15 protein-coding genes are annotated in these 16858 nt (G+C 66.2%); 10 read left to right on the forward strand and 5 right to left on the reverse strand.

The window, feature by feature from the left end; translation table 11 throughout:
• Positions 1–5 precede the first annotated feature (5 nt).
• Positions 6–1355, reverse strand: coding sequence for a cytochrome P450 (locus tag LI337_RS12690; RefSeq protein WP_227230209.1), 1350 nt, complete (start codon positions 1353–1355; stop codon positions 6–8).
• A gap of 240 nt (positions 1356–1595) precedes the next feature.
• Here LI337_RS12690 and LI337_RS12695 point away from each other — a divergent pair, with 240 nt between their 5' ends.
• The 8 genes from LI337_RS12695 to LI337_RS12730 all read left to right on the forward strand — a co-directional run bounded on the left by LI337_RS12695 (position 1596) and on the right by LI337_RS12730 (position 12376).
• Positions 1596–2186, forward strand: coding sequence for a 50S ribosomal protein L15e (locus LI337_RS12695; RefSeq protein ID WP_227230210.1), 591 nt, complete (start codon positions 1596–1598; stop codon positions 2184–2186).
• A gap of 804 nt (positions 2187–2990) precedes the next feature.
• Positions 2991–4622, forward strand: a complete 1632-nt coding sequence (locus LI337_RS12700; protein ID WP_227230211.1) for a CARDB domain-containing protein — start codon at positions 2991–2993, stop codon at positions 4620–4622.
• Positions 4619–5950, forward strand: coding sequence for an ABC transporter permease (locus LI337_RS12705; RefSeq protein WP_227230212.1), 1332 nt, complete (start codon positions 4619–4621; stop codon positions 5948–5950). Before LI337_RS12700 ends, LI337_RS12705 begins: the two co-directional genes overlap by 4 nt.
• 201 nt (positions 5951–6151) lie before the next feature.
• A complete protein-coding gene (locus tag LI337_RS12710; protein ID WP_227230213.1) occupies positions 6152–7834 on the forward strand; it encodes an ABC transporter substrate-binding protein in 1683 nt (560 codons plus the stop codon).
• A gap of 91 nt (positions 7835–7925) precedes the next feature.
• Complete coding sequence (locus tag LI337_RS12715) at positions 7926–8924, forward strand: ABC transporter permease (RefSeq protein WP_227230214.1); 999 nt, start codon at positions 7926–7928, stop codon at positions 8922–8924.
• Positions 8925–8926: 2 nt separating this feature from the next.
• Positions 8927–9961, forward strand: a complete 1035-nt coding sequence (locus LI337_RS12720; protein WP_227230215.1) for an ABC transporter permease — start codon at positions 8927–8929, stop codon at positions 9959–9961.
• Positions 9961–11076, forward strand: a complete 1116-nt coding sequence (locus tag LI337_RS12725) for an ABC transporter ATP-binding protein (RefSeq protein ID WP_227230216.1) — start codon at positions 9961–9963, stop codon at positions 11074–11076. Before LI337_RS12720 ends, LI337_RS12725 begins: the two co-directional genes overlap by 1 nt.
• Positions 11069–12376: an ABC transporter ATP-binding protein gene (locus LI337_RS12730; protein ID WP_227230217.1), complete on the forward strand. Its 1308-nt coding sequence runs from the start codon at positions 11069–11071 to the stop codon at positions 12374–12376. The genes LI337_RS12725 and LI337_RS12730 overlap by 8 nt, the downstream gene beginning before the upstream one ends.
• 39 nt (positions 12377–12415) lie before the next feature.
• On the opposite strand, the gene LI337_RS12735 is transcribed toward LI337_RS12730, so the two are convergent.
• Entirely contained in the window at positions 12416–12904 is a 489-nt protein-coding gene (locus LI337_RS12735) for a DUF7974 family protein (RefSeq protein WP_227230218.1), read from the reverse strand.
• A 155-nt stretch (positions 12905–13059) separates the two neighbouring features.
• Entirely contained in the window at positions 13060–13593 is a 534-nt protein-coding gene (locus tag LI337_RS12740) for an inorganic diphosphatase (protein WP_227230219.1), read from the reverse strand.
• A 378-nt stretch (positions 13594–13971) separates the two neighbouring features.
• Here LI337_RS12740 and LI337_RS12745 point away from each other — a divergent pair, with 378 nt between their 5' ends.
• Positions 13972–14331 (forward strand): PadR family transcriptional regulator, encoded by a 360-nt coding sequence (locus tag LI337_RS12745; RefSeq protein WP_227230220.1) that lies wholly within the window; start codon positions 13972–13974, stop codon positions 14329–14331.
• On the opposite strand, the gene LI337_RS12750 is transcribed toward LI337_RS12745, so the two are convergent.
• Together LI337_RS12750 and rnhA are read right to left on the reverse strand one after the other, a co-directional pair.
• Positions 14312–14875, reverse strand: a complete 564-nt coding sequence (locus LI337_RS12750; protein WP_227230221.1) for a DUF7108 family protein — start codon at positions 14873–14875, stop codon at positions 14312–14314. The genes LI337_RS12745 and LI337_RS12750 overlap by 20 nt on opposite strands.
• Positions 14868–15461, reverse strand: a complete 594-nt coding sequence (rnhA, locus tag LI337_RS12755) for a ribonuclease HI (RefSeq protein WP_227230222.1) — start codon at positions 15459–15461, stop codon at positions 14868–14870. Before rnhA ends, LI337_RS12750 begins: the two co-directional genes overlap by 8 nt.
• A gap of 148 nt (positions 15462–15609) precedes the next feature.
• On the opposite strand from rnhA, the gene LI337_RS12760 reads away from it, so the two are divergent.
• Complete coding sequence (locus LI337_RS12760) at positions 15610–16578, forward strand: transcription initiation factor IIB (protein WP_227230223.1); 969 nt, start codon at positions 15610–15612, stop codon at positions 16576–16578.
• Positions 16579–16858: the final 280 nt, after the last annotated feature.

Consider the following 16858-nt stretch of genomic DNA (forward strand, 5'->3'; position numbering starts at 1 on the left):
TCCGCTTACGACTCCCGTCCTCTCGCCGTCATCTCCACCGCCTCCTGCGGGTGCATCGTCAGCGAGCCACGCAGGTCCAACTCGTCGTCCCGCGCGTAGTCCAGCGAGAACTGCTGAGCCACGGTGCCGAGGATCAGTTTCCCCTCCATCAGCGACAACTGCTTGCCGATGCAGTGGCGCGGGCCCCCGCCGAACGGGAAGAAGGAGAAGCGCGGGCGCTCGCTCCGGCGCTCCGGGTCCCAGCGACTCGGGTCGAACGTCTCCGGGTCGTCGTAGAAGCGCGGCGACCGGTGGGTCACCCACTGCGAGAGCAGGAGCATCGAGCCCTCCGGGATGCGGTAGCCGCCGAGTTTCACGTCCGTCTTCGGTTCCCGGAACAGCATGTACACCGGCGGGTAGATGCGCATCGCCTCCAGCATCACCTGCTCGGTGTACTGCAGGTCCCGCAGGTCCTCGGTCGTCGGGGTGCGCCCGCCGAGCACCTCGTCCAGTTCCGCGTGGAGTTTCGCCTCGACCTCGGGGTTCTGCGAGAGCAGGTACCACGTGTACGTCAGCGTCAGCGCGGTCGTGTCGTGGCCCGCCAACAGCATCGTGATCATCTCGTCGCGCAGTTCCCGTTCGGTCTGCTCGCCGCGACCCTGCGCCCGGAGGAGGATCGACAGCAGATCCATCGGCGGTTCGCCCTCGCCGGCCGGGTTGCCCTCGGTCCCGCGTCGCTCGGCGACGATGTCGTCGACGATGCTCTCCAGGGTGTCGACCGCCTCGTAGAACTCGCGGTTCTCGCGGGTCGGCACCCAGTTCGGGATCAAAAAGCGCCGGGGGTCCGGTTCGAAGCGGGCACCGAGCGGTTCGAGACACTCCTGGACCGTCGTGGTGCGCTCGTCGTCCAGTTCGACGCCGAGCATCACGTCGACGATGATCCGCAGGGTGAGGCGGGCCATCTCGTACTGCACGTCGAACGTCTCGCCGGCCTCCCAGCCGTCGAGCATCGCCGAGACGTAGTCCGTCATCGTCTCGTCGAAGCCGCCGAGTCGCTGCATCCGGAAGGCGGGGTTGGCGAGGTCGCGCTGTTTGCGCCACTGGTCGCCGTCGCTGAGCAGGAGGCCGTCGCCCAGCAGGTCGTCCATCGCGTCGTCGAGTTTGGGCTTCCGGTACTGGCTCGCCTCGGAGACCAGCACGCGTTCGATGTCGGCCGGGTTCGTCAGGAGGAACGTCTCGTTGGGGCCGAGGTCGAACCGCACCACGTCGCCGTAGGCGTCGGCACACGAGCGGAGGAAGGAGAACGGGTCGCGGGCGAATCGCTGACTCGTCCCGAACAGGGGCACGCCCTTCGGTCCGGGGGGCTGCGTTGACATGAAACCAGTGTAAGGGATGGTGCAGTATCAAAGGTTCGCCCGGTCGCGGGGGTGTGCTCGAATCGCCTCCAGTGGGCCGTGACCCGGCGTCACACACCGCCGACCGTTCCGAAGTGCTTAACCCCGACGCCGGGGTACGACCGATAACTCGCTGGCGGACGGGCTCCAGCGGGCACCCGCGAACGCGGGACGAAATGTGGGCTTCACGGCCTGAATCGCAAGCGCCCGTGGTGACCAACCATGGCACGAAGCTTCTACTCACACATCAAGGACGCGTGGCGGAACCCCGGCGACGGGCAACTCGCCGAACTGCAGTGGCAACGAAAACAGGACTGGCGCAAGCAGGGCGCCATCGAGCGCATCGAGCGCCCGACCCGCCTCGACAAGGCCCGGGAACTCGGCTACAAGGCCAAGCAGGGCATCGTCGTGGTCCGTGTCTCGGTCCGAAAGGGCACGGCGCGGAAACAGCGCTTCAAGGCCGGTCGCCGGTCGAAGCGACAGGGTGTCAACCGCATCTCCCGCCGGAAGTCGATCCAGCGCATCGCGGAGGAGCGCGCCGCCCGGAAGTACCGGAACCTGCGCGTGCTCAACTCCTACTGGGTCGGTGAAGACGGCTCCCAGAAGTGGCACGAGATCATCCTCGTCGATCCGAACCACCCGGCCATCGAGAACGACGACGACCTCAACTGGATCTGCGACAACAGCCACAAGGGGCGCGCGTTCCGCGGCCTGACGAACGCCGGCACGTCGAACCGCGGCCAGACGACGAAGGGCAAGGGGACGGAGCACACCCGGCCCAGCATCCAGAGCGGCACGACGCGCGGCAAGTAAGTCGCTGTATCGTCGACTGCGATCCGAGTCCGACTTTTTCGACGGTGACGTGATCGGGAGTGACGACCGAATCGAGAGGGCCGGAACAGCGACGAGTACCACACCGCCACCCGCGACAGCACCGCACCTCGTCCTCCCCAGCCTCGGGTTCCTCTCGGCACCGCCCGGAACCCTCCCTCGCGCACGTCCCTCGCGCGCGCCGACCGCAACGGCGACGATCACATCGAACCGTAGTTCACGACAAAATCGCCAGTCGAGCGGGGTGGCGCGACATCTCACCGGGATGCACCCGGTTCGGGTGCCACACCTCGGCGGCGTGAGGCCGCCTCGGGCACCACACCTCGCCGCCGTAAGGTCGCCTCGGGTACCACACCTCGCCGCCGTGAGGCCACCTCGGGCACGCCGACGGTCGCAAGGAGGCCATCGCTGATCCGACTGGTCCACCGGGAGGTGCGTGCGCTTTCACAGACGACACCGCGTGTGACTGAACGGGGCCGATCGCTCGATCCACCTCTCGACGCCGGTATAGCATGGCGAGACCCTGGTCTCGCCGGCAGACGGGCGAGGCTTAGTTCGCCCGTCAGCACCGCAGAGAGAGAGAGCGAGCAGTTGGGGACTTTCACCCCTCGTCGTCACCGACCAACTCGACAGAAGTCACATCGACCGACGACCTCCACCTTTCGTCACCATCGACCACCGAGCCAGCATTCACACCGACGAGAGCCAGCCACCCCGCACCATCCACGTAGCCACCAGCCACCGGCGACACCGATAAACGGCCGCAACCCGTGGTAACGATAACACATGAACCGGGTCCTCGCAGTCGTCTTCACACTCCTCCTCTGCGTGCCGACCGGCGCGGTCGCGGTGCCCGACGCCCGACTCACCGTCTCCGACGTGACCGTCAGTCCCGACTCACCCGTCGTCGGCGAGACCATCACCGTCTCCGCGACCGTGCAGAACTCCGCCGGCAGTGACTCACCGGCCCAGATCAAGCGCGTCGAACTCCGGGACGCGAACGGGGATCGACTCACACGCGCGAACAACCTCGGCTCGCTGTCGGGCGGCGACAGCCTGACCGTCCCGCTGACCGTCTCCTTCGACGACCCCGGCACGCGGGACCTCCAACTGCGGGTCGTCGCCGAGGACGCCGACGGCGACGAGGTGACGCTCACCCGGCCGGTGCCGGTCGCAGTCGAGACCGCCAGCCCGCAGGCCGAGATCACCGTCGCCGATCCCGCCGTGGACTCGCCGACCCGCGTGGCCGTCGAACTGTCGAACCCCGCCGCGACGGCGGTCCGGAATCTGGAAGTCACGTTCGCCGACTCGCTGGGCGCGCCGACGGTCGACCGCAGGGTCGTCCCGCAACTCGACGCCGGCGAGACGACCGTGGTGAACCTGACGACCGTCCCGGCCGACTCGGGCACCCAGCGACTCGAAGTGAACGTCTCCTTCACCGGCGCGTCCGGCACCGAGCAGGTGCGGACCGTCGGCCGGACCGTCGACGTCGAACCCTACCGCGACGACCTCGGTCTCTCCGTCTCGCGTGTCCAACCCGAGGAGCAAGATGCCGGCGTGGCCGGCGGTGCCGGTGGCCTCGCGGGCTTACTCGGCGGCGCGGCCGGCGGTGCCGGCGGCGGCCAGTTGACACAGGGCGGGAGCGAGGAGGCCGACCCGACCGGCCGCGTCGCGGTGGAAGTCACCAACTTCGGGAGCGTCGTGGCCGACGACGTGGTCGTCACGCCCGTCGCCGGCAACCGGACGCTCCCGCGCGTGGTCCTCGGCGACCGACTCGCACCCGGCGAGTCCGGGACGGTCGAAGTCGATCTGAGCGAAGTCAGGGACAGAACCGCCGTCGAGTTCCGCGTCGACTACCGGGCCGGCGTCCGCGACAGCAGGACGACCGCGACCTACGACTGGCGACCGGCGGTCGCCGAGTTGACCGTCACCGACCTCGACGTGACCGTCGGCGAAGACGGAGAGGTTCGGATCACCGGCAACGCCGCGAACGTCGGCGACGGCGAGGCGACCGGCGTGGTCGTCTCGGTCGTCCCGAGCGAGGGCGTCAGTCCGGCGTACCCCCAGCGCGACTACTTCGCGGGGACAATCGCCGGGAGCGACTTCGCGCCCTTCGACCTGACCGCAGAGGTCACAGACGGCGTCGAGTCGGTGACGGTCCGCATCACCTACCGGACCGACGGCGTGCCCGTCACCCGCGAGATCGCGGTCCCGGTCCCGAGCGACGACGGCGGTGGCGGCGCACTCGCCAGTCTCGGCGGCGCGACCACTGCCGGCGTCCCGGCCGGTGTCGTCCTCGTCGGCCTGTTGGCGGTCGGTCTCGTCGGTGCCGGGACGCTCGTCCGAGGACGGCGTGGCGACGACCACGACACCGAGCGCCCGGGTCGGCCGGGTGACGGCGACAGTCGACGCAGATGAGCGACGACGAGCGATCCCGGGGCGGCGACGACCACACCCGACGCGACGGCGGCGAGTCCACGGGGTCGGGGGCCGGCCACGGCGGATCGTCGGGCGGGGGGACCGGGCGGCCGAACCCGGTACCGGGATCGAGCGCGAGCGACGGGACCGGCAGTCGCGTCTCGTCGCGCCGACGCCGACTGATCGAGCGCATCGACGACGCGGTGCCGGAGTTGTTCTTCGCCAGACGCACGTTCGACCGGAATCGCTTGCGGGCCGGTCTCGCGGCGCTCGGCATCGTCATCGGCGTGTTCGCCATCGCCACGCTCGGCATCCTGGGCAGCGTCCTCCAACTGACCGCCAGCGACGCACTCGGCGACCTCGGCAACCAGGTGATCGTCAGCCCGAACCAAGACGCCGGTGCCGAGACGCTCGATCCCCGCGCAGTCCAGCAGATCCAGCGCATCGGCGAGGACGCGACCGTGGTCCCGATCATCTCCGGCGGGACGGTGGTTCGACGCGGCGAAGACCGCCAGACGTTCGCCACCGTCTACGGGATGGACCGGCCGGGGGCGCTGTTCACCGCCGGATCGGGCGAACTCCCGGCACGCCACCAGCGCGGAGCCATCGTCGGGAGCGGCGTCGCCGAGGAACTCGGCGTCGAGGTCGGGCGAACGATCACGGTCGAGGGGCGCGACTACCGGGTCATCGCGGTGCTGGCGGCCGACGACTCGATCACGCCGATCCGCCCGGACAACGCCGTCATCCTGCCCGAGAGCGTCTTCGTCGCCGACGGCTACAACCAGGTGATCGTGAACGCCGACTCCGGCACCGAGGCCGGTCGGATCGCCGAACGGATCAGGACCGAAGTGAACGCGCGTGAAGAACGCGTCTCGGTCTTCGAACTCTCGTCGATCATCCGCGAGATCGACCGGTTCTTCGGCCTGCTGAACGCCTTCCTGCTCGCCATCGGTTCCATCTCGCTACTCGTCGCCGGGGTCGCCATCCTCAACGTGATGCTGATGTCGACCACCGAACGCCGCGAGGAGATCGGAGTACTCCGGGCCGTGGGCGTCCAGAAAGAGGACGTCCTCCGACTGATTCTCACCGAGGCGGCCCTGCTCGGTATCGTCGGCGGCGCGGTCGGCGTCCTCCTCAGTGCCGGGGTCGCCCTCGCGCTCTGGCTCGCCATCCCCGAGGTGACACTCTCGACCATCCTCGCGCCCCGGAACGGCGGCTACCTCCTGCTGGGGTTCGGATTCGGTATCGTCGTCAGTGTCCTCAGCGGGGCGTATCCGGCGTGGAAGGCGGCGACCGACCGCCCGGTCGAGGCGTTACGTGGTCAGTAACGATTTATAATCAGGTATTTTCTCTCGGTGAGACTACGTATTCCGGACAGAGGAACCTCGAAACGGCGTAAAGTTTCCAAATGCGACTGGGAAGTCGGAGAGAGTATTCGATTATTCCAGTTCATCCCGCAATTCAACGACAGCTTTTTAAACGACCCTATTCCATTCACGCACATCACTCCCCACGGGGCGTGACATCATATGACGGATGACGACCAATACAGCAGACTACTGAATCGGCGGCGGATGCTTCAGGGCATCGGCGGCGTCGGTATCGCCGGACTAGCCGGCTGTACCGGCGGCGGTGACACCACGAGTACGCCCACGAGTGGTGGCGGCGGCGAAGACACCGAGACCGAGAGCGACACGGAGGAGACGACCTCCGCGCCGAGCGGCGGCTCGCTCCGGATCGCGCTCGTCAAGAGCCCACTGGAGTTCGACCCGATCATCCTGAACGACGTGCCGTCACAGCAGGTCGCACAGAACATCTTCGAGGGGCTGTACGCCTACGACGAGACCACCGGTATCGTGCCGGAACTCGCCACGGGCGAGCCCGAGGTGTCCAACGGCGGCGAGCGCTACGTCGTCGAGATGACGGGTGACGCCACGTTCCACAACGGCGACCCCGTCACGGCCGAAGACGTGAAGTACTCCTTCGAGGCACCGGTGGCCGAGGAGACCGAGAACGCCTCCGAACTGAACATGATCGACTCGATCAGCGTCGTCGACGAGACGACCGTTCAGTTCGACCTCAAGTACCCGTACGGGCCGTTCATGACGGCGCTGACGTGGAGCGTCGTCCCGATGTCGGTCCGCGAGGACGACCCGGACGCGTTCAACACGTCCATGCCGATCGGCTCCGGTCCCTTCGAGTTCGTGGACTGGCAGGAGGGCGAGTTCGTCCAGATCCAGCGGTACGAGGACTACTGGGGCGAACCGAAGGCGAACCTCGAGGAAGTCGAGTTCGTACCGGTCGAGGAGGCGACGACCCGCGTCACCACCCTCCGGAACGGCGAGAACGACGTGATCGAGGAGATCCCGCCACAGCTGTACACCACGGTCGAGGGTATCAGCGACGCGGACATCCAGGAAGTGCCCGGTATCGGCTACTTCTACCTCGCCTTCAACTGCAACGAGGGACCGACGGCGGACCCGCTCGTCCGCGAGGCAGTCGACTACTGCTTCTCGATGGATCAGGCGGTCTCGAACTTCGTCGAGCCGACCGGCGTCCGGCAGTACAGCCCGCTCCCGCGTTCCATCGCGGAAGACTGGAACATGCCGCTCGACGAGTGGGAGGCGATCCCCCACGAGAAGAACATCGACGAGGCACAGGCGCTGTTCGAGGAGGCGGGCGTCTCCACGGACTACAGCTGGCGCATCATCGTGCCCCCGGACGACAAGCGTGAACAGATCGGTATCACGGTGTCGAACGGGCTGCAGGAGGCTGGCTTCGACGCCAGCGTCCAGCGGCTCGACTGGGGTGCGTTCCTGGAGCAGTACGTCTCCGGGAGCGAGGACGACTACAACATGTACACGCTGGGCTGGTCCGGCACGCCCGACCCCGACGCGTTCACCTACTACCTGTTCGGCCGGGACGAGAACACCCTCGGCGTCACGAACGGGACGTTCTACGGGAACAACAGCGAGAACGGCAAGACGGTGAGCGAGAAGTTCATCCAGGCCCGGCAGGTGCCCGAGCGCGCGGAGCGCCAGACGCTGTACCAGGAGGCCATCACCACCCTGCTGGAGGACCGCGCACACCTGCCCGCCTACAACCTCAAGAACAGCTTCGGTGTCAAGAACTACGTCAACGACTTCGCCGAGCACCCGGTGGACAGCTTCCACCTCGTGAGCAATCACAACAACGTCTCGGTGAACCAGTAGACGTACCCCCCTCGACTTTCGATTTATGCACGTGCAACGAGAACTACGGAGCGGCAGACGCGCGCACAGCACCCGGAGGTGGCACTGACAGATGGGTCGGCTCCGCTACACGATCAGTCGGGTCCTGCAGGCGATTCCGGTCCTGTTAGGCGTGGCGACGATCACGTTCTTCCTGACCGACGCCATCCCCGGCGACCCGGTGAGCATCATGCTCGGCCCGTCGCCGAGCGCCCAGCAGGCCGCCGCCATCCGGGCGAAGTTCGGCCTCGACGAACCGTTGTGGGTTCGGTACGTCAACTACCTCGTCGACGTGGCCCGACTGGACCTCGGCCAGAGTCTCTACTACGGCGTCCCGGTGACCGAGAAGATCATGGAGCGCCTGCCGGTGACGATGCTGTTGCTGGTCTCCAGCTTCAGCTTCGCGCTGGCGACGGCGGTTCCGCTCGGCGTCATCTCGGCGAAGCGCCGGAACAAGCCGACCGACCACGTCTCGCGGGTCGTCGCGCTGCTGGGCGTCTCGACGCCCTCCTTCTGGATCGGGCTGATGCTGATCATCATCTTCGCGTTCCAGCTCGACTGGCTCCCGGCGACGAACCTCATCATGCCGTGGGCCGACCCCTCGACCGTCGACGGCGCGTCCTCACAGTTGGACGTGGTCATCACGGCCGGGAAACATCTGATCTTACCGACCATCTCGCTGGGGACACTCCAGATGGCGGCACTGACGCGCATCGAGCGGTCGTCGATGCTCGAGGTGCTGAACGAAGAGTACGTGAAACTGGCGCGAGCCTACGGCGTGAAGGAGACGACCATCCTCCGCCGGCACGCCTTCCGGAACGCACAGCTCCCGCTGATCACGATCATCGGCCTCCAGTTGACCCAGGCGCTCGGCGGCGCGGTGCTGACCGAGACGGTCTTCTCCATCAACGGGATGGGTCGACTGATCATCACCGCCATCCAGAACCAGGACTTCCTCCTGGTGATGGGGACGACGCTGGCCTTCGGGCTGGTGTTCGTCGTCGGCGTGATCGTGACGGACCTGTCGTACGCCTACGTGGACCCCCGCGTCTCCTTCGACGAGAGTGACTGACAATGGCAACTGACACAGCTTCAGAGACGGACGTACTCGGCGGCGAGACCGAGGAGGTCGACAGCGACGTCGAGTCACGGGTCGGATGGCGGTACACCATCTCGCAGGTGCGCCGGGACCCCACCGCACTGGCGGGGCTCGGTATCATCGGCTTCATGACGATCGTGGCGATCATCGGCACCGTCGACGCGGTGCTGTTCGACGTCCTGGCGGAGTTCGCGTTCTTCGCGAACCTCGGGATCGAACAGTACATGATCGCCAAGGCGGTGTGGATCAGTCCGGTCGCAGAGCCGAGCAACGTCCAGATTCTGCGGCCGCCGGTGTACCTGACGAACGAGATCTATCCGAACACGCCGGGGACGTGGGAACACCCGCTCGGCACCGATCACCGTGGTCGGGACGTGCTGGTTCGGCTGTTCTACGGCACCCGGATCGCCATCACGGTCGGTATCGTCTCGACCGGCATCGCGATGATCCTGGGGACGGTCGTCGGGTCGGTCGCCGGCTACTACGGCGGCCTGATCGACGACGCGCTGATGCGCGGGGCGGAGATCCTCTTTGCGATCCCGTTCCTCATCCTCGTCATCGCGTTCATGACGGCGTTCGGCCGGAACCTCACGTTCGCGATGGTCGGCGTCGGGATCGCCACGATTCCGACGTTCGCTCGGCTGATCCGGTCGCGGGTGCTGTCCGTGCGTGAAGAGGACTACATCGAGGCGGCACGGGCCGCCGGCGTGAAAGACCGCAACGTCATCTTCCGCCACGTCATCCCGAACAGCTTCGCGCCGGTGCTGGTGCAGGCGACCCTGCAGGTGGGGATCAACATCCTCATCATCGCCGGGTTGTCGTTCCTCGGCTACGGGGCACAGCCGCCGACCCCCTCGTGGGGACAGATGCTGAGCCGGTCGCGCAACTACATGTTGCCGAACCCGTGGTTCAGTATCTGGCCCGGTATCGCCATCCTCGTGACGGTGGTCGGGTTCAACCTCGTCGGTGACGGGCTGAGAGACGCACTCGATCCACGGATACAGAACTGATGACCGAACCACTACTCGAAATCGAGAACCTGCAGACCCAGTTCTTCACGGAGGAAGGGGTCGTCCGCGCGGTGGACGGCATCAGCCTCACGGTCGAACCGGGTGAGATCGTCGGACTGGTCGGCGAGTCGGGGGCGGGCAAGTCCGTCGCCGCCTCGTCGATCCTCCGACTGGTCGAGGAACCGGGCGAGATCGTCGGCGGCCGCATCTCCTATCAGGGGACGCCACTCGTGGAGTTCGAGGAGGCACCCGACGGGAGCCGACGGCCGACCGACGCGATGCTCTCGAACCGGGAGATGCGCAAGCAGATTCGCGGTCGGGAGATCGCGATCATCTTCCAGGACCCGATGGAGGCGCTGAATCCGGTGTTCACCGTCGGATCCCAGCTGAAAGAGTTCATCGAGATCAACCGCGAGGTGTCCGGCGAGATGGCCAGAGAGATCGCCATCGACATGCTCCGGGAGGTCGGCATCCCCGAACCGAAGAAGCGGTACGACAGCTACCCCCACCAGTTCTCCGGCGGGATGCGCCAGCGCGTGCTGATCGCCATGGCGCTGTCGTGTGAGCCGAACCTCATCATCGCCGACGAGCCGACGACTGCACTCGACGTGACCGTCGAGGGACAGATCATCGACCTCGTGCGCGACCTCCAGGAGAAGTACGACACGAGTTTCATCTGGGTCACCCACGACATGGGTGTCGTCGCCGAGATCTGTGACCGCGTGAACGTCATGTACCTCGGCGAGATCATCGAACAGTCGGCGGTGGACGACCTGTTCTACGACACGAAACACCCCTACACCGAGGCACTGCTCCAGTCGATCCCGCGCCCGGACGAGACGGTCGGACAACTCAACCCGATCACGGGCGTCATGCCGGAGGCGATCAACCCGCCGTCCGGCTGTCGGTTCCACACCCGGTGTCCCGACGCGCGGGAGGTGTGCCAGCGGGCACACCCGGCGTACCAGAACGTCATGTCCGAGGGTCGCGACCACCACGTCTCGTGTGTGAAGTACGAGTCCATCGGCTACGAGGACTCCGACCCGCTGGAGACGGACGCGGCACAGGCGTTCTCCGGCGGCATCGTGGAGTCACGAGGTGAGAGCGATGACTGACGAGGAGACGCTGCTCCGCGTGGATGGGTTGACGAAGCACTTCACACAGGGGAGCGGCTTCGTCGCCAGCCTGTTCGAACAGGAGACCGTGAAGGCCGTCGAGGACGTCTCGTTCGACATCCAGCGCGGCGAGACGCTGGGGCTGGTCGGCGAGTCCGGCTGTGGGAAGTCCACACTCGCCCGGACCATCCTCCGACTGGTCGACCCGACCGACGGGGCGGTCTACTTCAACGGCGAGAACCTCGCGGAACTGTCCGGCGAGCGCCTGCGGGCGACGCGCGAAGACATGCAGATGATCTTCCAGGACCCGCAGTCGAGTCTCGACCCCCGGATGAAGATCGGTCCCATCGTCGAGGAGCCGATGAAGGCACACGGGCTCTACAAGGGCGAACGCGAGTCGCGCGCCCGGATGCTGCTGGAGAAGGTCGGCCTGGACCCACAGCACTACAACCGCTACCCGCACCAGTTCTCCGGCGGCCAGCGCCAGCGGGTGAACCTCGCGCGGGCACTCGCGGTGAATCCGGACTTCATCGTCTGTGACGAACCGGTGTCGGCACTGGACGTGTCGATCCAGGCGCAGGTGCTGAACACGATGCAGGACCTGCAGGAGGAGTTCGGCCTGACGTACCTGTTCATCGCGCACGACCTGAGCGTGATCCGACACATCTCGGATCGCGTGGCGGTGATGTACCTCGGGCAGTTGGTGGAACTCGCGGACAAGACGGAACTGTTCGAGAACCCACAGCACCCCTACACGCAGGCCCTGCTCCAGTCGATTCCGGTGCCGGACCCGCGCTCGACCGGCAAGCGCGGCGTGCTGGAGGGCGACGTGCCCTCGCCGATCGATCCGCCGTCCGGTTGTCGGTTCCGGACGCGGTGTCCGAAGCTGATCGCGCCGCCGGAGTACGACCTGACCGAACAGGAGTGGTCGGCCGTCCGGGAGTTCATGCGGGCGGTGGACCGCCGGACGTTCGAGGCGACCGACGGGGAGGCGGTCCGGGCCGAGTTCTTCCCGGACGGGACGCCGAGCGGCGAGGCCGGCGACCTCGTCGAGGACGCCATCGCCGGCGTGCTCACGGACGACTGGGACGCGGCGGCGACCGAACTGCTCGACGCCTTCGCCGAGCAGAGCATCTGTGCGAAGGAGAAGCCGGACTACGAGGTGACGCCCGAACACGGGTCGAACCAGCACTACGCGGCCTGTCACCTCCACCACACGGGCGTCGCGGGCGAGGCACCACAGTCGGTGCCGAGTGTCGGCGACGACGAGGGTGACGCGGGCGTGGCGGCCGACGACTGATCGCCGGTCGACCGCGTCACCGCAGAACGGTACGTCTCTTCAGCCGATCCGGATCAGGACGCTGTCTTCCGGGCGTGGCGGGTCGACCGCGACGAACGCGCCGACCTCGTAGGTCCCGCGTTCGGGCGTCTCCCACGTCGTGCGGTCGCCGACGCGTTTGAACCGGCCGGACCACTCGTGACGCAGGACCTTCTCCTCGCCGGCGCGGAAGGTGAGTGTGCCCGGCGAGTCGCCCTCGTAGCGGGACTCGTCGCTGGCTTCGAGTTCGCCGTCGACGGTCCAACCCCAGAGGCGTCTGCCGGGCGTGGCGACGCTGATCGGCACGGGGAGTTTGTTCCGGATGGTGACGGTCAACTCGACGGGTTCGCCGAGTCGGTAACGGTCCTTGTCGGTCTCGACGGTGACGGCGAGTGCCCGGCGAGCGAGCGACTGCGGGACGAACTTGCCGACGGCGTCCGCGATGACGTAGCGCGTGTCGTCGAAGCCGTAGCGTTCCTCGCGCATCGCGTCCTCGGCACCTCGCGGCATGGCTACCGTGTAGGGGAGAGGGGGGCTTTCCTCTGTCGGTCGGTCTCGCCTCACGCTCCGCACTGCCCGTGACGCTCCCTCGCGCGCGGATCTCGATCGGCGCACACGTCACGCTCGGCGGGTTCGAGGGCCGAAAGAAGAACGACAGCCAGCGTTCAGGCGATCTGCTCGTCGTAGAGATCCATCGCGTGTTCGATGGCGTCCATCGCGGCCTGCTTGTCCTCCCACCCGAGCGTCTCGACTTCCTTGCCGGCCTCGAGGTTCTTGTACGTCTCGAAGAACTCCTCGATCTCGGCGGTCTGCTGGGTCGTCAGATCGTCCAGATCCTGGACGTGGTCGAAGCGCGGGTCCTCGGTCGGGACGGCGATGACCTTGTCGTCCTGTTCGCCGTCGTCGTCCATCTTCATCATGGCGACCGGGCGCGCCTCGATGATACACCCGGGGAACGTCTGGTCTTCGACGAGCACCAGCACGTCGAAGGGGTCCTCGTCGTCGTAGTACGACTGCGGGATGAAGCCGTAGTCCGACGGGTAGTGGACGTTCGAGTGGAGCACGCGGTCGAGGACGACGCCGGGCACGTCCTTGTCGTACTCGTACTTGTTCCGCTCGCCTTTCAGACACTCGACGACAGCGTAGATCTCCTCCGGCGGGTTCGGGCCGGGTTCGAGGTCTTCCCAGAGGTTCGTCATGCGTCCGCAGGTTCTGCGAAACGCGGCAAAGGCCTTTCGCATCCGATCTCCACCCCCGTCCGGCGACCGGCACGCAGTGTCCACGAGAGCCACCACGCCACCCACCCCCGACTGTCGATCCGAACCCGAATCCGGAGTGTCGCCGAACGACTGGACAGCCAAAAAGTACTTTTGGTTAGAAGCACAACGAAAGTCTACGAAAGGAACAGGGCGCAACGTGTGACCGATGCCGTCACACGCGGCGAGTGAGAAACTCGGACTGCATTTACACGTATGTCTGGAAAATAGCCTTCTAAGACGCGTTTTCGGCTAATTCGTATTGCGGAAACATGCGATGAGTTGAGAAGGGTTAAATATCCGGGTGACATTCACCTACGTATGTCAGAGGCACAAACAATCACTGACACACCGGGCATCGCGCGGGACCTCACCGCGTTCCAACAGAACATCCTCGTCATCCTCGCCGAGGAGCCGATGTACGGACTGGCGATCAAACGCCGTCTCGAATCGTACTACGGAACGGAGGTCAACCACGGGAGACTCTACCCCAACCTCGACGACCTCGTCGAGATGGGACTCGTCGAGAAGAGCGAACTCGACAAGCGGACGAACCAGTACGAACTGACCGACTCCGGGCGTGACGTGGTCCTCGACCGGTTCGACTGGATGCTCTCGAAGTACGTCACGGGCGACGACCGGGCAGACGACGTCCGCGAACTCATCGACGGTCACCTGTAACGCCGGGCACCTCAGCGTCGGCCGTCTCGAACAGGAGTCGCAGCGACTCCTCGATCACCGCTTTCTGTTCTGCACTGGGCCACGCGTTGCGCGGATAGTACTCGGTCAGGAACTCCTCGACCGCATCGGCTCTGATCGCGTCGACCCGTTTGGCGTAGTGGTTCCCCGCGAAGTCCGCGAAGACGCGGGCGTTCGCGGCGTGAACGGGCCCGTGATCCCGTTCGACGGCCGCGACCAACTCGGCGTTGTGTCGTTCGACGTCGTCCCACGCCTCCGGGTCGCCGGGACCGGACAGTGACACCTCGACTGCCCGGTCCGTGTCCTCGATCCGGTCGAACTGGACCGTGCCGTCGTCGAGCCACTCCTCGGGATGCAAGACGAGCGTGTCGTCTGCGTCCCGGACGCGGGCCCGGAACTCGTGGGCCGCGAGTATCGCTTCGCGTCTGTCCTCGTAGAGGGTCGCCTCCTCGGCTTCTGTCGCCTGTCGGGCGAGTCGTGTCAGTCGTTCCGCCTCGTCGACGATGTCGTCGGGAAGTTCAGCCATCGAGTGCCTCGTTTGCCAGTTCGTCCGCGTGTCGGTTCGCGTCTCGCGGGACGTGCTGCAGCGACCAGCGGTCGAAGCCGGTCAGCAGTTCCCGGACACGGACTCGGTACTCCCGGAGGTCGGGGTCGTTGGTGTTCCACTCGCCCCGAACCTGTTTCACGATCAACTCGGAGTCGCCCCGGACGTCGATCTCGTCGAACCCCAGGTCGCGGACGGCTTCCAGCGCGCGGATCAACGCCTCGTACTCCGCTTTGTTGTTCGTCGTCGTGCCGATGCGCTCGCCGCCGTCGGCGACGATGCCGTCGCTGGTGACGACCGCCCACCCGACCGACGCCGGGCCGGGGTTGCCGCGGCTCGCGCCGTCGAAGTAGACGTGGGCACGGCCACCGCCGCCGTCCCGCAGGACGAGGGCGATGTCGTCGGGGGTCGCCCCCTGCACGACGACCTTCCCGTCGTAGGCGACGGCGGTCGCGTCGCCCCGCGAGGCGCGCCACAGTTCGTGGTCGGTGTTGCCCGACTCGACCGTGACACCCGCCTCGCGGAGCCGATCTGCCGCCTCCTCGGGGTCGCACTCCACCGTGGGCATACTCGCCACTCGGGACCGCCCGGTAAAAACGGGAGCGATCCGCCGACGGGGCCGATCCTGTGGCCCACGAGAAAACGGGTTCTCAGCGAAAGGTGTCGGAGACTCACCAAGAATTTAAGTGGCTGTCGAAGACTAGTATAAAAATGCGATGACACGGCCCACCCGCCAGCGGGAGCGAGAGCGTGACACGAAGTCAAAGGGAGAGGCGGAGCAGGAGGGTGTGCGGGAGTGTCCCGAATGTGCCTCCAACAATCTCGTCAAGAGTTCCGACCGGGGAGAGATCGTCTGTGAGGACTGTGGTCTCGTCGTCGAAGAAGAGCAGATCGACCCCGGTCCCGAGTGGCGGGCGTTCAACCACTCCGAACGCCAAGAGAAGTCTCGGGTCGGTGCGCCGACGACCCAGACGATGCACGACAAGGGGTTGACGACGACGATCGACTGGAAGGACAAAGACGCCTACGGACGGTCTATCTCCTCGAAGAAACGAAGTCAGATGCATCGACTGCGCAAGTGGCAGGAGCGCATTCGGACGAAAGACGCCGGCGAGCGCAACTTGCAGTTCGCCTTGAGCGAGATCGACCGCATGGCCTCGGCGCTCGGGGTTCCTCGGTCGGTACGCGAAGTGGCGTCGGTCATCTACCGGCGCGCACTCGACGAGGACCTGATTCGCGGGCGGTCCATCGAAGGTGTCGCCACCAGCGCGCTGTACGCGGCCTGCCGGAAGGAGGGCATCCCGCGTTCGCTCGAGGAGATTTCGGAGGTCTCGCGCGTCGAGCGCAAGGAGATCGGTCGGACCTATCGCTACATCTCACAGGAACTCGGCTTGGAGATGAAGCCGGTCGATCCGAAGAAGTACGTGCCGCGATTCTGCTCGGAACTCGATCTCTCCGAGGAGGTCCAGTCGAAGGCCAACGAGATCATCGAGACGACCGCAGAGGAGGGACTGCTCTCGGGCAAGTCGCCGACCGGCTACGCGGCCGCGGCCATCTACGCCGCCTCCCTGCTGTGCAACGAGAAGAAGACCCAGCGAGAGGTCGCCGACGTGGCGCAGGTGACCGAGGTCACCATCCGCAATCGGTATCAAGAGCAGATCGAAGCGATGGGCATCCACAGCTAACTCGGCGTCTCTCGACCCGCCTCGGAGTCGCGTCGGCGGCCACGCGATTCGACAGTGCCACCTGAACCTTCTTCTGTGAAGCCGCGACCACCGACGGGGTGGACTGAGCCGTCACGGACCGACAGCGACTGTGCGACGCCGCGGTCCGTGTGTCTCGCGTCTGGTGCCGACGAGACGTGGGCATCGCCGTCTGCACGCCGGTCACCGACACTCGCCGGGCGTCGCCTGCTCGCTCACTCCGATCCGTCCAGCGACTGCACTCGGATCGACGACTCAACAT

This window comes from Salinirubrum litoreum (assembly GCF_020567425.1).
Taxonomy (GTDB): Archaea; Halobacteriota; Halobacteria; order Halobacteriales; family Haloferacaceae; genus Salinirubrum; species Salinirubrum litoreum.

What these genes read in the sequence shown, in the direction of transcription:
- LI337_RS12715 (WP_227230214.1), top strand. Translation starts at nt 7,926, where the DNA reads ATGGGTCGGCTCCGCTACACGATCAGTCGGGTCCTGCAGGCGATTCCG.
- LI337_RS12745 (WP_227230220.1), top strand. Translation starts at nt 13,972, where the DNA reads ATGTCAGAGGCACAAACAATCACTGACACACCGGGCATCGCGCGGGAC.
- LI337_RS12700 (WP_227230211.1), top strand. Translation starts at nt 2,991, where the DNA reads ATGAACCGGGTCCTCGCAGTCGTCTTCACACTCCTCCTCTGCGTGCCG.
- LI337_RS12730 (WP_227230217.1), top strand. Translation starts at nt 11,069, where the DNA reads ATGACTGACGAGGAGACGCTGCTCCGCGTGGATGGGTTGACGAAGCAC.
- LI337_RS12710 (WP_227230213.1), top strand. Translation starts at nt 6,152, where the DNA reads ATGACGGATGACGACCAATACAGCAGACTACTGAATCGGCGGCGGATG.
- LI337_RS12725 (WP_227230216.1), top strand. Translation starts at nt 9,961, where the DNA reads ATGACCGAACCACTACTCGAAATCGAGAACCTGCAGACCCAGTTCTTC.
- LI337_RS12690 (WP_227230209.1), bottom strand. Translation starts at nt 1,355, where the DNA reads ATGTCAACGCAGCCCCCCGGACCGAAGGGCGTGCCCCTGTTCGGGACG.
- LI337_RS12760 (WP_227230223.1), top strand. Translation starts at nt 15,610, where the DNA reads ATGACACGGCCCACCCGCCAGCGGGAGCGAGAGCGTGACACGAAGTCA.
- LI337_RS12720 (WP_227230215.1), top strand. Translation starts at nt 8,927, where the DNA reads ATGGCAACTGACACAGCTTCAGAGACGGACGTACTCGGCGGCGAGACC.
- LI337_RS12695 (WP_227230210.1), top strand. Translation starts at nt 1,596, where the DNA reads ATGGCACGAAGCTTCTACTCACACATCAAGGACGCGTGGCGGAACCCC.
- LI337_RS12740 (WP_227230219.1), bottom strand. Translation starts at nt 13,593, where the DNA reads ATGACGAACCTCTGGGAAGACCTCGAACCCGGCCCGAACCCGCCGGAG.
- LI337_RS12735 (WP_227230218.1), bottom strand. Translation starts at nt 12,904, where the DNA reads ATGCCGCGAGGTGCCGAGGACGCGATGCGCGAGGAACGCTACGGCTTC.
- LI337_RS12750 (WP_227230221.1), bottom strand. Translation starts at nt 14,875, where the DNA reads ATGGCTGAACTTCCCGACGACATCGTCGACGAGGCGGAACGACTGACA.
- rnhA (WP_227230222.1), bottom strand. Translation starts at nt 15,461, where the DNA reads ATGCCCACGGTGGAGTGCGACCCCGAGGAGGCGGCAGATCGGCTCCGC.
- LI337_RS12705 (WP_227230212.1), top strand. Translation starts at nt 4,619, where the DNA reads ATGAGCGACGACGAGCGATCCCGGGGCGGCGACGACCACACCCGACGC.